This window comes from Bradyrhizobium sp. Mp19, from assembly GCF_029952935.1.
Taxonomy (GTDB): Bacteria; Pseudomonadota; Alphaproteobacteria; order Rhizobiales; family Xanthobacteraceae; genus Bradyrhizobium; species Bradyrhizobium elkanii.
In genome coordinates this window covers 117,281-132,387 of record NZ_JASAUT010000023.1, presented here as the reverse complement: position 1 = coordinate 132,387, position 15,107 = coordinate 117,281, and the positions used below count along the sequence as shown (strand labels likewise).

Genomic DNA, 15,107 nt, shown 5'->3' with positions numbered 1-15,107 from the left:
CCAGCCAGCATGGTGAATCAGAAACACACTGATTTGGGAATCCCAAATCGATTCAACCTAAACCCATCCCGCTTTAGGCCACGTCCGGCGGGATGCTACGGCGCCGGCCGCCGCTTGCCGAACGCCAACACGTGCAGCCCGAGGCGTGAGCGCACCACATAGAACAAGAGGATCGTCTCGAAGGTCAGCGACAGCGAGGTCGACGCGGCGGCGCCCATGCCGCCGTAGCGGGGGACGAGGGCGATGCAGAGCCCGACATTCATCAGGAACGACACCGCATAGGCTATTGCGCAGATGCTCTGGTGGCCGAGCATGTTCAACAGCCGCTCGACCGGGCCGATCGCCGAGCGGACCACGAGGCCGATCGCGGCGACGAACATGATGCTGTAGCCGTCGACGAATTTCGGGCCGAACAGCCACAGCAGCGGCTTGCCGAATGCCAGCAGGGCGACGGTCGCGAACAGGGAGGGCCAGAACGTCCAGCTGATGGCGTGCGCGACATAGGCCGACAGCCGGTCCTTGTCGCCGAGCGCATTGTATTCAGCGAAGCGGTGCGCCGTGGTCGCCGCCATCGCGTAGTGCACGAACGACACCAGCGCCAGCGTCTTCACCACGGCGAAATAGATGCCGACCTCCTCGGACGAGCGGAATTGCTGCAGCATCAGCACATCGGTGTAGCCGAGCAGCAGATAGAAGCTCTCGACCAGCATGATCGGCAGCGAGATCGCGAACCATCCCCTGACGTCGTAGCTCTTCTCGCCCCGGCCGAGATGGGCGGAGAGGCGGCGGTTGAGCACGACCATCTGGCCGATCGCCGCGATGTACACCGCGGCGGCGCTCGCGATCATCGCCGCGGTGGCGCCGAGATTGAGGCCGAGCGCCAGCGCGCCGGCGGTCAGCGCGATGATCAGCCCCTGCCGCACGATGAACTGCGGCATCAGGCCGAGCTGCATCCAGTCATGCGCGCGCGAGATGCCGTCCTGGGTGTTGGCGACGACGAAGGGCGGCAAGGTCAGGCAGCCGATATAGAGCAGCACCACCGCGTTGGGATCGATCCAGGGCGAGGCGAGGTGGATCACGCCGGCGAGCAGCAGCGCGACCATGCTGGACGTCGCAAGCACCACCCAGCGGCCGCCGGAGAGGAAGCCGCGCAGCGCCGCGAGGTCGCCGCGCGCGCGGTATTCCGGAATGATCTTCTGCGCGGAGGGCGCTATGCCGAAATCCATGGTGCTGCCGAGCAGCAGCACCCAGGTCCAGACATAGACATAGATGCCGTAATCCGAGCCGCTCATCCAGCGCGCCAGCAGGATCTGCGCGAGATAGGCGATGGCGGCGCTGATGACGCGGATGGCGAAGATCATGCCGGCGAGGCGCTTGGTGACCGACGCCTCCTTGGTGCCGCCGAGCGCGCGCGCGGCGAGGCCTCGCAGGCGTGCGGCCCGGCCCAATGGCGCAGAGGTTGCCGATTGTGTCTCCATCACAGCCAAAGCGGAAAATTCCTAAAGCGCCGCAAGGCGGCAATGGCCTCCGATCTATCAACGAAACGTTAAGATTGGGTTGGGTGACGGATGCTCTTGGCCCAGGCGTCGTCCCGGCGCAGGCCGGGACCTATAACCACAGGGAACAGTTGGTGCGCAGCTTGTCGCCCCAACGTGTTTCAAATGACGGCCGCGGAGTATGGGTCCCGGCCTGCGCCGGGACGACGACGGGATACGCTGAAGCGCCGCCCGACGGCTCAATTCAAATTGATATTGAATTCGTAGCTTTTGTCGCCGCCGACCAGCGTCAGCTTCAGCGCGGCGCCGTCGGCCTTGGCGCCGGGCGGCAGGCCGTCGAGCTCGAAGGAGAAGCGCTTCACGCCCGGCGGCGCGTGTTCGACGAGCTTGGGCACCGGCAGCGCCCAGTCGGGCGTCGGCCCCTCGACGAACAGGCTGAGGTCGCGGCTCTCGGGCGCGCTGACATCGACCAGCACGCTGTTCTTGCCGTCGCGCTTGACGTCGCGGATCGAAAACGGGATCGGGTCGCCGATATTGGCGGGCTTCGGCACCGCGTTGAGCGCTTCCGACAGTGCGGCGTCCTCGGTCGATGCGACGCTCGCGAACGCCAGCTCGGCCTTCGCCTCCACCGGCACGCACAGCTTCTCGCACACCGCGTAGTTGATGTCGGCGCGCAGCACCAGCGGCTTGTCGGGATTCTTCGCCACGATACGCAGCGGCAGCACCACCTGGTGCTTGTAGCCGAGCGAGGTACCGCCCGCGCCGTCGTCGAATTGCCGCGGCGCCGGCCACATCACGGTGACCGCCTCGACGTTATCCGACCTGGAGAAATCGAACCGCGGCGGCACGCCGGAATCGCCGGGCGACCGCCAATAGGTCTTCCAGCCGTCCTGCAACTGGAACGCAATGCCGCCAAGCAGCACCGCGCCGCTGCGCGATCCGGCGAGCAGCCGCACCGCCGAATGCGTGTCCTGTTGCCACGGCGAGGCGTCGTCGGCGCGAACCTCCGTTGCCATACATGCGACGGAAAACAGGGCGGCAACGCCAAATGCGGCACGCAAGGGAACTATGACGATCATGAGACGTCTTTACCTGCAACTTTCGGTGCAAACCATTGAATTGCTTGTGATGCATCGCCGCACGGCGGTCGATGGTTGATTGACAGAACCGCCACCCGATATCAGGATGCCAAATCAGCAGGAAAGGCCTTTGCGGATGCGCCCTGAAGGCAAAACAGGCAAGACTCGCAAGACCGCCGGCAGGAGCCCGGCCGTCGGTGCCCATGCCGCCGAAGGCGGCTACCTCGACGGCCAGATGCTGATCGCGATGCCTGTCATGAACGACCCGCGCTTCGAACGCTCCGTGATCTACATGTGCGCGCATTCCTCCGAGGGCGCGATGGGCATCATCGTCAACCGCCCGGCCGGCAGCATCGATTTCCCGGGGCTGCTGGTGCAACTCGACATCATCGAGAAGTCGGACCAGATCCAGCTGCCCGAGAATGCCGAGATGATGAAGGTGATGAAGGGCGGACCGGTCGACACCGGCCGCGGCTTCGTGCTGCATTCCAGCGACTTCTACATTCAGGATGCGACGCTGAACATCGACGACGGCATCTCGCTCACCGCGACCGTCGATATCCTGAAAGCGATCGCCAAGGGCGCCGGCCCCAAGCACGCGATCCTCGCGCTCGGCTATGCCGGCTGGGCGCCGGGCCAGCTCGAGAACGAGATCCAGCACAATGGCTGGCTGCATTGCGACGCCGATCCGGAGCTGATCTTTGGTACCGACGTCGACGAGAAATACGCGCGCGCCTTGCGCAAGATCGGCATCGAGGCCGGCATGCTGTCGAACGACGCCGGCCACGCGTAGCGCCGCGCCCACAGTGTCGTCCCTGCGAAAGCAGGGACCCATAACCACAGGACGCGCGGATGGAGCGAGCTGGGGCCACAGCGCCGCGCAATAATGGCGCCCTGTGGTTATGGGTCCCGGGTCGCGCTTCGCTTGCCCGGGACGACGGCTGTGGGTTTGGCTACGACAGCGGTGAGTGGGGCTACGATGGCGGCGACCGCTACTCCGCCGCTTCCTGCGCGACCGTCGGCTGGGTGCCGGCGACCGTGGCGCGGCGCATGTCGCGGGGCTGCGACTGGTCGTAGCGGCGGACGCGGTGCACGGTCTGGCGGTTGTCCCACATCACGAGGTCATGCACCGTCCATTTGTGCACATAGACGAACTCGGGCTGCGTCGCGTGCTCGGTGAGGTCGCGCAGCAGCAGCCGCGCCTCCGGCATGCTCATGCCCCTGATGGCGCCGGCATGCGAGGACAGATAGAGCGACTTGCGGCCGTGCGCCGGATGCGTGCGCACCAGGCGCTGCAGCACCGGCTTGAACATCTGCTTCTCCTCGTCGGTGTAGTCGAGGAAGCCGAGCGAGCCGCGCGAATACATCAGCGAGTGTTCGCAGATCATGTCCTCGAGCTCGGCCTTGGTCTCGTCGTCGAGCGCGTCATAGGCGGCGCGCATGTCGGCGAATTCGGTGTTGCCGCCCTTCGGGTTCACCGCGCGCGCCGACAACAGCGAGAATTTCGCCGGGATCGGCCGGAACGAGCTGTCGGAGTGCCACAGGCAGTTGCCGAGGTTGAACAGGTGGGTGCGGTGGTCCTTCGGCAGCGGCTTGCCGTCCTTGCCGAGATTGGAGACGTCGTTGAGCCCCGCGGAGAGACGATAGTCCTCCTTCTTCGCCACGGTGCCGCCGCGCGCATCTTCGCGCTCGCCGAAGTTCAGCGCGAACGCCATCTGCTGGTCGTCGGTGATGTCCTGGCCGTGGAACACGAGCACGGCGTATTTGTCCATGCCGGCCTCGATGTCGATCGCTTCCTGCTTCGTCAGCGGCTTGCGCAGATCGACGCCGGAGACCTCGCCGACGAAGTGCTTGTGAAGCTGCCGGATCAGGACCGTCATTGGCGTATCTCCCCGTCTGTCGCGGGCGGTTTTCCCGCTTCGTTTGACGGGAAGGCTACTCACCACGCGCGCGCTGTCAACGCTTCGCGGCCGCGCGCGGATCAGGCATTCCGCGCCATCAACCCGCCGTCGACCGGAATCACGGCGCCGGTCAGAAACGATGCCGCGGGCAGGCACAGGCTCAGCGTCATGTGCGCGACCTCTTCCGGATCGCCGTAACGGGCGAGCGCGGTGCGGCGCTTGGCGTAGAGCGTCTTGTGCTCCTCGGAGATGCGGTCGGTGATCGCGGTGCGGATCGGGCCCGGGCAGATGCAGTTCACGGTGATGCCTTCGCGTCCCAGTTCCACCGCGAGCGAGCGGGTCAGGCTGGTGACGCCGCCCTTCGCCGCGGAGTAGGGGCTGTGCAGCGCGGTCGCGCCGAGCGCCTCGGTCGAGGCGATGTTGACGATGCGCGGCGAGTGCGACTTGCGCAGGTATGGCAGTGCCGCGCGGATGATGCGCGGATGCGCCGTCAGCATCACCGCGATGCCCTTGGCCCAGGCGTCCTCGTAAGCGGGATCGTCGATCGGCACCCGCACCGAGATGCCGGCATTGTTGACGATGATGTCGAGCCCGCCGAAATGCGCGGCGACGTCGTTGACGACTTTGGTGATGGCGTCGCGATCGCCGACGTCGAGCGTCCAGGCCTTCGCCGAGCCGCCGCTTGCCGAAATCTCCTTCGCCACCGCCTGCGTGCCTTCTTCGGTGAGGTCGGTGACCGCGACATTGGCGCCTTCATCGGCGAACACCCGCGCGGTGGCGCGGCCCATGCCGCTGGCGGCGCCGGTGACGAGAACGGTGAGGCCCTTCACCGAACGGCTGAGCTGCTTGTATTCGGACATGACGGACCCCCCGTTGATTTTTTGCGTTGTGAGAGACGGCAACGCTGGCACCGATCGCAAGATACGTCAAACCAGCGATCCGATATCGGCATGCGCGCAGCGCGTTAACGCAAGTTTCCCGGTTGGCTTTCCGAAAAGGATCATGCTCAATCAAGACAACAGCACGAGAGAGGAACGCGCGATGAACGAGCTCGATTTCGGCGGCAAGCAAATACTGGTGGTCGGCGGCTCCAGCGGCATCGGCAACGGCATCGCGCAGGCGTTCCGCGCCAAGGGCGCGCGCGTCGCGATCTGCGGCACCCGCGCGCAGGCGAGCGACTATTCTACCGAGGAAGGCTCGCATCTCGAGGGCCTCGCCTACGCGCAACTCGATGTCAGCAACCCGCAGGCGATCGAGGCCTTCAGGCCGTCGTTCGACCGGCTCGACGTGCTGGTGCTGGCGCAGGGCGCGGTGATTTACCGCCGCGGGGAATTCGAGATGGAGGGTTTTCGCAAGGTGCTCGAAGTCAACCTGATGAGCCTGATGGCCTGCGCGACCAAATTCCAGGCGATGCTGAGCGCAGCCAAGGGCTCGCTGATCATCGTGAGCTCGACCGCGGCCTATCATTCCACCATGGGCAATCCGGCCTACAACGCCTCGAAGACCGGCGCCGTCGGGCTGACGCGCACGCTCGGCGAGGCCTGGGCGGAGAACGGCATCCGCGTCAACGGCATCGCGCCCGGCCTCGTCGACACCAAGATGACCAAGGCGACGACGGCAAATCCGAAGCGTCTCGAAGGCGCGCTCGAGCGCATTCCGCTGAAGCGTCTCGGCACACCCGCCGACATGGCCGGCGCCGCGTTGTTCCTGGCCTCGCCGCTCGCCTCCTACATCGTCGGCCAGACCATCGTCGTCGACGGCGGGCTGATCCTCTAGGGCATGATCCGGAAAAGTGTGAAGCGGTTTTCCGGAAAGATCATGCTCGAATAAGGAGGCCAAAGCGCGAGTATTGCGCTTTGGCGCACAGGAACCTGCGCGCCGTTTCCCGGTTAGCTCCCGGACAGATCAGGGAGCGTGACGATGGACAAGGATCGGATTTTCGGAACGGCGAAGGAGTTCGCGGGCAAGGCCGAAGGCGCGGTCGGCGATGCGACCGGCGATGCGCAGACCCAGGCCTCGGGCCGCGTGCGCGAAGCCGCAGGCTCGGTGCAGGATCTCTACGGCCAGGCCAAGGACGCCGCGCGCGACGCCGCCGACACCGCGGTCAACTACGCCAAGGACGCCTATGAGCATCGTGGCGAGACGGTTCGCAGCGGACAAAAGGCGATGGCGCATGCGGTGCAGGAGAACCCGCTGGGATCGCTGCTGATCGCCGGCGGCATCGGCTTTGCGCTCGCGCTCCTGATGACGCGCCAGCCGCGCCGTCCGCCGCCGTCGCGCTGGCGCTATTACGGTTGATACCATCTCGCCCACCGTCATTGCGAGGAGCTCGCGACAAAATTGCAAAGCAATTTTGCGCTGAAGCGACGAAGCAATCCAGCCGTCCGCGCGTGCGGATCGATGGATTGCTTCGCGGAGCCTGTCATCGGGCGCGCGTTCGCGCGACCCGTTGGCTCGCAATGACGTGGATGTAGCGTCAATTCTATCGGAAGGCGCGCGGCCTACTGCCACGGATTCCCCGGCACTCCGGCCCGCTGTCCGACGCCGCGCGGCGGGCGCGGCGGCGGAGCGACCAGCGGGCGCTGCTGCGGCGCACCGAACCCGAACAGATCGCGCAGCCAGGGCTGTGTCTGCGGCTGCTGTTGCGGCTGGGCCTGGGTCTGGGCCGGCCGGAACACACGCCTTGGCGGCTTCGGCGCGGTGATGATCGAGCCGTCGGGCGCGATCGCCGTGGTCGAGGGCGGCGGATTGGCCGGCCCGCCCGCCGGCGCGGCGGGCGTGGTGGCGGCAACCGGAACATCGCCCTTGGCCTGCTCGCGGCCCATCTCGCGGCGCGGCCAGACGAAATCATCGGCGCGGCCGGCGGGCGGCGCCAGCGCCTCGCCCTTCACCAGCGTGCGCGCGGCGAGCGTATCGACAGCGGCGGGCCGCGAGCCCGGTCCGCCGAGCAATTGATCGGTGCCGACCGTGGAGGCGACCAGCGGCAGCACCGGGCCTGCCAGCGGCCGCGGCGAGGGCTTGCCGGGCTCGGCGCTGGTATCCGGCGTCGCCGGTTCGCTCGGCAGCGCGATCGGCCCGGAGCGCACCGCGAGCAGGCGCGTCACCTCGCGCTCGACATAATGCGCGAGCTTGCGCGCGCCGGCCTTGGTGAAGAACACGCCGTCATCGGTACGCAGCTTGCGGGGCTGGCCTTCAAAGTCCGGGCCCTTCTGCATGAAGCGGCCGGCCTCGTCGACAAAGCCGTCCCAGACGTCGACATAGGTGATGCCGGCCTTGCCGGCGCCGTCGCGATAGAGCGCGTCCAGGAACAGCATGTCCGACGTGCCCTTCTGGCCGCGGATCGCGGGCAGGCCGACCCACAGCACCGGCACGCCCTTGCTCTTCAGCACGTTGATCAACTCCTCGATCTTCTTGCCGTAGAGCTCGACCCAGCGGTCGTCGCGGAATTCATAGAGGCCATTGGGCGAGCGCGCGGTCTTTTCCGGCGCGCCCTGCTGATCGTTGTCGGCGTCGTCGGCCGGCGGCTCGGCCTCGACCGGCTTGCCGTCCGTCTTGGCGGCGGCATCGGGCTTGTCGCCGGGCTTGGCCTCCGGCTTGCCGCGCGCGTCCTTTTTCTCGTCCTTCTTGTCGACCTTCTTCTCCACGACGGATTCGCGGATCGCGGTGCGATCGTTGAGGCCGAGCATCACGACGATGGCGTCGGGGTTCTCTGTGGCGAGAATGCCCTTCGCGGCCGCGGCCCAATCCGCCGGGTCGCCCTTGGGCTGATAGCGGATCAGGCCGGAGACCGTCTTGTGCTTGCGGATCACGCCCATGTCGGCCTGGTCGGAATAGGCATCCTCCAGGCCGTAGCCGAGCCAGTCGGCCATGGCGTCGCCGATGACCAGCACGTTGCGCTCGGCGGCGGCCTCGCGCTTGGCCGGCGCCGGGGCGCGCGAGAAATCCTCGCGCGGCCGCTGCGGCTGCGATGATTGCGGCTGCTGCTGGAACGGCGCAAAGAAATCGCCGCCGAACCAGCCGCCACCGCCATGCTGCGGCGGAGCGCGGCGCTGTGGTTGCGGCGGTCCGCCGCCGAAGCCGGGGAAGCCGAAGAATTGCGCCGAGGCGGGCTGGGCAATGCCGATCAACAGCGCAAGCGCCACCGTCAGCGCGACCAGCGGACCGGCTTCGGTGAATATGCGCAGGAAGGACTTTGGCTCTCGCATCGCGTTCGGTCGCAAATGATCTGGAAGTACGTGAGCATACTAGCGGAATCGGGCCGCAAGCGGGCAGCTTTTCCACCATAAATCGGGTGCCTCCGGCCGCCGTCAAGGCAGCCGGCAAATATCGGATTTCACGGTTACTTTTGGGGTGGAGGGGCGGATGTCGCCCCGACGGAACCGTGCCCCGATCTCGCTTGCGGCGGGAGGGGGAGGCAGAGCCGCAGCCCGGGTGGAGCGAAGCGTAATCCGGGACCAGAAGCCTTCTCCTTCCCCCGGAAAGGGGGAAGGTTGGGATGGGGTCAGCCACACGCACCGTCGCTCGTGGAGAGACCCGATCCCCACCCGCTTTGCTCTCTCGAGCAAAGCGACCTCCCCTTTTCAAGGGGAGGTGAAGAGGCTTCGTAGGAGCCCTATCGCCCCCGCAGACGCTCCAGCACCTCGGAGGTGGCAAAGCCGTCGGCCGGTGCCCCGATCGAGACCTGGAAGCCGCGCAGCGCCTCGCGGGTCTGGCCGCCGAACTGGCCGTCGGGCGTGCCCTTGTAGAAGCCGCGCTGGGCGAGAAGCTGCTGCAGTTCCAGCCGTTCGGCGCGCGACAGCACCCGCTCCTGGCGCGGCCAGGGCTGCGCGAAGGGCTGGCCGCCGCGCAGGCGGTCGGCGAAATGGCCGATGGCGAGCGCATAGGCTTCCGCCGGGTTGTACTTCATGATCACCCGGAAATTCTGCAGCATCAGGAAGCCGGGCCCCTCGGCACCGGCCGGCGCCAGCAGATAGGCCTTGTCGGACGGCCGCGGGAACGGCTGGCCGCCTGGCCGCTTGAGGCCGAGATGCTCCCATTGCGACAGCGGCATCGCCTTGGCGCGGTCGGCCAGCATGTAATTGAGGCCTTGCGGCAGCACGACCTCGTAGCCCCAGCTCGCGCCGGTCTGCCAGCCGTCCTTCTTGAGATTGTTGGCGGTCGAGGCGATCAGGTCGCTCGGATTGTCGACGACGTCGCGGCGGCCGTCGCCATCGCCGTCGACGGCATAGCGCTTGAACGCGGTCGGCATGAACTGGGTCGGGCCGAACGCGCCGGCCCAGGAGCCGCGCATCTGCTCGGGCCTGAGGTCGCCCCGGTTGAGGATTTCCAATGCCGATAGGAACTCGTCCTTGAAATAGGCCTGACGGCGGCCGATGCAGGCGAGCGTCGCGGTCGACTGCACCACGCTGCGATCGCCCATCTGGGTCGAGTAGTTCGACTCGATGCCCCAGATCGCCGCGATGATGTAGCGGTCGACGCCATAGGCCTTCTCGGTGGCATCGAACTGCGGCTTGTATTTCGCAAGGACCTCGCGGCCCTTGGCGAGCCTGGTGTCGCTGACGAGGATGTCGAGATAATCCCAGATCGCCTTGGTGAACTCCGGCTGCGAATCCATCAGGTCCATGATGCGCAGATCGGGCGTGAGGCCGGCGGTGAAGCGATCGAAATTCTCTTGGCTGATGTTGCGTCGTGCGGCATCTGGCCACATCGCTGCGACGCAGTTCGGGAAGTCCGACGCGGCCTGGCGGATCGCCGCAGCCGTCATCAGCGGATGGCCGGAGGCGCCGTCTTCACCGCTCCACGGCGGCGCTGCGCCATCCTGTCCGGTCGCGGCCTGCGGCGGCGTCGCATTCGGTCCGGAAAAGATGCTGTCGATCAGGTTGGTCAGGCCGTTGCCCGCCGACTGGGCTTGCGTGCTGCCGGGCAGCAGCAGGGCCAGCGCGATCAGGCTCGCGCCGAAAAGCTTGGTCCTTGATGTTCCCATCGCGCGCATTTGTCGTGTGCCTGTCAAAATCGTGCTGTTCCAGAAGGCCCCGGCACGGTTTCCAATAACTTAACAAGGGCGAGATTTTGTTGCGGCCCGCATTGGCTGACGGGAACGGCGGAATTAAGCCGCACCACACATCCGCCTTTGTTGGCGGCTGCAAAACGGGGTACCAAAGGCATGATTCATTTCGTGCCGCCGTCCCACCCATTTCAAGGCTTCCGATAATCCCATGAAGATCCGCAAAGCCGTATTCCCCGTCGCCGGTCTCGGTACCCGCGTGCTGCCCGCCACCAAGGCGATGCCGAAGGAGATGCTGACGATCGTCGACAAGCCGCTGATCCAGTACGTGGTCGACGAGGCCCGGGAAGCCGGCATCGAGCATTTCGTGTTCGTCACCGGCCGCAACAAGGGTGTCATCGAGGATCATTTCGACCGCATGTTCGAGCTCGACACCACGCTGGCGCAGCGCGGCAAGAAGACCGAGCAGGATATCCTGGCGCAGAACCAGCCTGAGGCCGGCGCGATGAGTTTCACCCGGCAGCAGGCGCCGCTCGGGCTCGGCCACGCGGTGTGGTGCGCGCGCGATATCGTCGGCAACGAGCCGTTCGCGGTGGTGCTGCCGGACGAGCTGGTGCTGAACACACCGGGCTGCCTGAAGCAGATGATCGATGCCGCGAGCAGGCTTGGTGACAAGTCGAATCTGATAGCGGTCGAGGCGGTGCCCGACGAACTCACCCATCAATACGGCATCTGCAGCGTCGGTAAACGCAACGGCAACATCTTCGAGGTCGACCGCATGGTCGAGAAGCCGCCGCAGGGCACCGCGCCGTCCAACCTGTCGATCACCGGCCGCTACATCCTGCAGCCGGAGATCTTCAACATCCTGGCCACGCAGGAGCGCGGCGCCGGCGGCGAGATCCAACTCACCGATGCGATGATCGGTCTTGCGAAGACGCAGAAGTTCTACGGCGTGGAGTTCGAGGGCGAGCGTCACGATTGCGGCTCAAAGCCCGGCTTCCTCCGCGCCAACATCGCCTTCGGCCTCAAGCGCCCCGAACTGCGCGACGGCCTGATCACCGAGATGAAGAAGTATCTGGAGAAGTAGGGGCGCCGCCTCATCTCGTCATTCGCCGCGAGAATGCGGACGTATGATTCACAGACAGCGCAACATATTCGATGTCGTCCCTGCGAAAGCAGGAACCCATACTCCGCGGCAGGCGCAGTGAATGGGACTCGTCGTTCCAGCATTACTCAACAATGAGCATTCGTGGTTATGGGTCCCTGCTTTCGCAGGGACGACAGCTGAAAGCGTGGCGCGCTTGGTGCGGTAAACACGGACGGCATCGTCTCCACTACACAGCCGAGATCACGCCACCTTCCTTCGCCCCGCACGCTTCGCCGGCTCCTTGGCGCCGTCCTGTTTCGGCGCGCGCAGGGCGCGGGCGGCGAGGCTGACGACCTCGGAGATCTGCTGGAGCTGCGCGGCGAGCGGAGAGGTCTTGCGCCAGACCATGCCGATGGTGCGCGACGGTTGCGGGTGCTTGAAGCGCGAGACCGTGACCGGCGCGGAGCGCGTCTCCACCGTCACCGCCATCTCCGGGATCAGGGTGACGCCGATGCCGGCGCCGACCATCTGCACCAGCGTCGACAGCGAGCTCGCGTCCAGCACCTCGCGCGGCGGCGAGGACTGCATGTTGCAGAACGACAGCGCCTGGTCGCGGAAGCAGTGGCCTTCCTCGAGCAGCAAGAGCCGCATCTCGCGCAGCATCTCGGCGCTCGGCACGGGCGTCTTGGCGTCCTCGCCCGGCCGCACCAGCAGGAAGTTTTCCGAGAACAGCGCGACCTCGGTCAGCGACGGTTCCGATACCGGCAGCGCCACGATCGCGGTGTCGAGCCGGCCCTCGGCGACCTCCTTGATGAGCTTCGGCGTCAGCGTCTCGCGGACATGGATGTCGAGCTCGGGATGCAGCCGCGCCAGGTTCTCGATCACCTTCGGCAGCAGATATGGTGCGATGGTCGGGATCATGCCGACCCGCAGCCGCCCGGCAAGCTTGTCGCGCGAGGCGCGCGCGAAGTCGCCGAGTTCGTCGACCGAGCGCAAGATGTCGCGCACGCGGCGCAGCAGGTCCTCGCCGAATGTGGTCAGCGTCACCTGCCGCGCATTGCGTTCGATCAGCACGCCGCCGACCGCCTGTTCCATTTCGCGGATCTGCATCGACAGCGCCGGCTGCGACACCGCGCAGGCATCCGCGGCGCGCCCGAAATGGCGGTGGTGGGCCAGAGCATCAAAATACCTGAGTTGCCGGAGTGTGACATTTATCATCAGATAATCTTATCGACGCGATCACTAAAGTCAATTTCCTCTGATGGATTGGGTTGCGTAGAATCGTTCTTGGAAGAGCTCCAGCGCATTCCAGAATCCATCACCTCGGAGAAGAAACATGGACGCAAAAACCGACGAAGGCGCGGGCAAATGCCCATTCACAGGCGGGCCTCGCGGGCACTCGAATCGTGACTGGTGGCCGGAGACGCTCGACGTTCAGGTGCTGCACCAGAACTCCAGCCTGTCCGATCCGATGGGCAAGGGGTTCGACTACGCCAAGGAATTCAAGAGCCTCGATCTCAATGCCGTGATCAAGGACCTCACGGCCCTGATGACGACGTCGCAGGAATGGTGGCCGGCCGACTTCGGCCATTACGGCGGCCTGATGATCCGCATGGCCTGGCACTCGGCGGGCACCTACCGCATCACCGACGGCCGCGGCGGCGCCGGCGCCGGCCAGCAGCGTTTCGCCCCGCTCAACAGCTGGCCTGACAACGCCAACCTCGACAAGGCGCGCCGGCTGCTGTGGCCGATCAAGCAGAAATACGGCCGCAAGATCTCGTGGGCCGATCTGATGGTCCTCGCCGGCAACGTCGCGCTGGAATCGATGGGCTTCAAGACGTTCGGTTTTGCGGGTGGCCGCGCCGACGTGTGGGAGCCGGAAGAGCTGTACTGGGGTCCGGAAGGCACCTGGCTCGGCGACGAGCGCTACAGCGGCGAGCGCCAGCTCTCCGAGCCGCTCGGCGCGGTGCAGATGGGCCTGATCTACGTCAACCCGGAAGGCCCGAACGGCAATCCGGACCCGGTCGCCGCCGCGAAGGACATTCGCGAAACGTTCTTCCGGATGGCGATGAACGACGAGGAGACCGTTGCGCTGATCGCCGGCGGCCACACCTTCGGCAAGACCCACGGCGCGGGTGATCCGTCGCTGATCGGGCCGGAGCCGGAAGGCGGCGCGCTCGAGGATCAGGGCCTCGGCTGGAAGAGCAAGCACGGTACCGGCGTCGGCGCCGACGCGATCACCGGCGGCCCCGAGGTCACCTGGACCCAGACCCCGACCAAGTGGAGCAACCACTTCTTCGAGAACCTGTTCAAGTACGAATGGGAGCTGACGAAGAGCCCCGCAGGTGCGAAGCAGTGGAAGGCGAAGGGCGCGGCGGCCGACATTCCGGACGCGTACGACCCGTCGAAGAAGCATGTCCCGACCATGCTGACCACCGACCTGTCGCTGCGCTTCGACCCGGCCTATGAGAAGATCTCGCGCCGGTTCTACGAGCATCCCGATCAGTTCGCGGACGCTTTCGCCCGCGCCTGGTTCAAGCTCACGCACCGCGACATGGGTCCGATCCAGCGCTACCTCGGCCCGCTGGTGCCGAAGGAGACGCTGATCTGGCAGGATCCGGTTCCGGCGCTCGATCACGCCGTGATCGACGACAAGGATATCGAGGCGCTCAAGGCGAAGATCCTCGCCTCGGGCCTGTCGGTGTCCGAACTGGTGTCGACCGCCTGGGCCTCGGCCTCCACGTTCCGCGGCTCCGACAAGCGCGGCGGTGCCAATGGTGCACGCATCCGCCTTGCGCCGCAGAAGGACTGGGATGTCAACGAGCCGGCTCAGCTCAAGACTGTGCTGTCCAAGCTCGAGGCCATCCAGAAGGAGTTCGGCAAGAAGGTCTCGCTGGCCGATTTGATCGTGCTCGGCGGCGCGGCTGCGATCGAGAAGGCGGCCAAGGACGGCGGCACCAATGTGAAGGTCCCCTTCACGCCGGGCCGCACCGATGCGACGCAGGACCAGACCGACGTCGAGTCCTTTGCTCCGCTCGAGCCGCGGGCTGACGGCTTCCGCAACTACATCGGCGGCAAGCATCAGTTCCTGCAGCCCGAGGAAGCGTTGGTCGACCGTGCGCAACTCCTGCGGCTGACCGGACCGGAATTGACGGTTCTTGTCGGCGGCCTGCGCGTGCTCGGCGCCAATGCGAAGAAGTCGAAGCACGGCGTCCTCACCAGCAAGCCGGGGACGCTCACCAACGACTTCTTCCTCAACCTGCTCGACATGGGCACGGTGTGGAGCGATGCCGGCGAGGGCGTCTATGAGGGCCGCGACCGCAAGACCAAGGCGGTGAAGTGGACCGGCACCCGCGTTGACCTGATCTTCGGCTCGCACTCGCAGCTGCGGGCGTTCGCCGAGGTCTACGGCCAGTCCGACTCCAAGGAGCAGTTCGTGAAGGACTTCGTCGCGGCCTGGGCCAAGGTGATGAACGCCGACCGCTTCGACCTCGTGAAGTAAGCGGCGAGCAAACGGCAATCAGGGCAGGGCGGCGCTTC

The 15,107-nt window shown here is 66.1% G+C and carries 12 protein-coding genes; 5 read left to right on the top strand and 7 right to left on the bottom strand.

The window, feature by feature from the left end; all coding sequences use genetic code 11:
* Positions 1-95 precede the first annotated feature (95 nt).
* Entirely contained in the window at positions 96-1,487 is a 1,392-nt protein-coding gene (locus QJT82_RS24355; RefSeq protein WP_028342626.1) for an oligosaccharide flippase family protein, read from the bottom strand.
* A gap of 248 nt (positions 1,488-1,735) precedes the next feature.
* Complete coding sequence (locus QJT82_RS24350; RefSeq protein WP_028342625.1) at positions 1,736-2,575, bottom strand: protein-disulfide reductase DsbD domain-containing protein; 840 nt, start codon at positions 2,573-2,575, stop codon at positions 1,736-1,738.
* 136 nt (positions 2,576-2,711) lie between these two features.
* On the opposite strand from QJT82_RS24350, the gene QJT82_RS24345 reads away from it, so the two are divergent.
* Positions 2,712-3,368: a YqgE/AlgH family protein gene (locus tag QJT82_RS24345; protein WP_028342624.1), complete on the top strand. Its 657-nt coding sequence runs from the start codon at positions 2,712-2,714 to the stop codon at positions 3,366-3,368.
* 199 nt (positions 3,369-3,567) lie between these two features.
* On the opposite strand, the gene QJT82_RS24340 is transcribed toward QJT82_RS24345, so the two are convergent.
* Together QJT82_RS24340 and QJT82_RS24335 are read right to left on the bottom strand one after the other, a co-directional pair.
* Entirely contained in the window at positions 3,568-4,455 is an 888-nt protein-coding gene (locus tag QJT82_RS24340) for a TauD/TfdA family dioxygenase (RefSeq protein ID WP_264641757.1), read from the bottom strand.
* 101 nt (positions 4,456-4,556) lie between these two features.
* A complete protein-coding gene (locus tag QJT82_RS24335) occupies positions 4,557-5,336 on the bottom strand; it encodes an SDR family NAD(P)-dependent oxidoreductase (protein WP_028342622.1) in 780 nt (259 codons plus the stop codon).
* A 181-nt stretch (positions 5,337-5,517) separates the two neighbouring features.
* Between QJT82_RS24335 and QJT82_RS24330 the strand changes: the two genes are divergently transcribed.
* Both QJT82_RS24330 and QJT82_RS24325 read left to right on the top strand, forming a co-directional pair.
* Positions 5,518-6,252, top strand: a complete 735-nt coding sequence (locus QJT82_RS24330) for an SDR family oxidoreductase (protein WP_026192190.1) — start codon at positions 5,518-5,520, stop codon at positions 6,250-6,252.
* Between the two features lie 144 nt (positions 6,253-6,396).
* Positions 6,397-6,774, top strand: a complete 378-nt coding sequence (locus QJT82_RS24325) for a CsbD family protein (protein ID WP_028334740.1) — start codon at positions 6,397-6,399, stop codon at positions 6,772-6,774.
* A 203-nt stretch (positions 6,775-6,977) separates the two neighbouring features.
* On the opposite strand, the gene QJT82_RS24320 is transcribed toward QJT82_RS24325, so the two are convergent.
* Positions 6,978-8,681, bottom strand: coding sequence for an SGNH family hydrolase (locus QJT82_RS24320; RefSeq protein WP_035632213.1), 1,704 nt, complete (start codon positions 8,679-8,681; stop codon positions 6,978-6,980).
* Between the two features lie 407 nt (positions 8,682-9,088).
* Entirely contained in the window at positions 9,089-10,468 is a 1,380-nt protein-coding gene (locus QJT82_RS24315; protein WP_259245088.1) for a lytic murein transglycosylase, read from the bottom strand.
* A 223-nt stretch (positions 10,469-10,691) separates the two neighbouring features.
* Here QJT82_RS24315 and galU point away from each other — a divergent pair, with 223 nt between their 5' ends.
* Positions 10,692-11,567 (top strand): UTP--glucose-1-phosphate uridylyltransferase GalU, encoded by an 876-nt coding sequence (gene galU, locus QJT82_RS24310; protein ID WP_028342620.1) that lies wholly within the window; start codon positions 10,692-10,694, stop codon positions 11,565-11,567.
* 261 nt (positions 11,568-11,828) lie between these two features.
* On the opposite strand, the gene QJT82_RS24305 is transcribed toward galU, so the two are convergent.
* Positions 11,829-12,785 carry a hydrogen peroxide-inducible genes activator gene (locus QJT82_RS24305; protein ID WP_028342619.1) on the bottom strand — a complete coding sequence of 319 codons (957 nt, stop codon included), beginning with the start codon at positions 12,783-12,785 and terminating at the stop codon, positions 11,829-11,831.
* 118 nt (positions 12,786-12,903) lie between these two features.
* On the opposite strand from QJT82_RS24305, the gene katG reads away from it, so the two are divergent.
* Positions 12,904-15,069 (top strand): catalase/peroxidase HPI, encoded by a 2,166-nt coding sequence (gene katG, locus QJT82_RS24300; protein WP_028342618.1) that lies wholly within the window; start codon positions 12,904-12,906, stop codon positions 15,067-15,069.
* Positions 15,070-15,107: the final 38 nt, after the last annotated feature.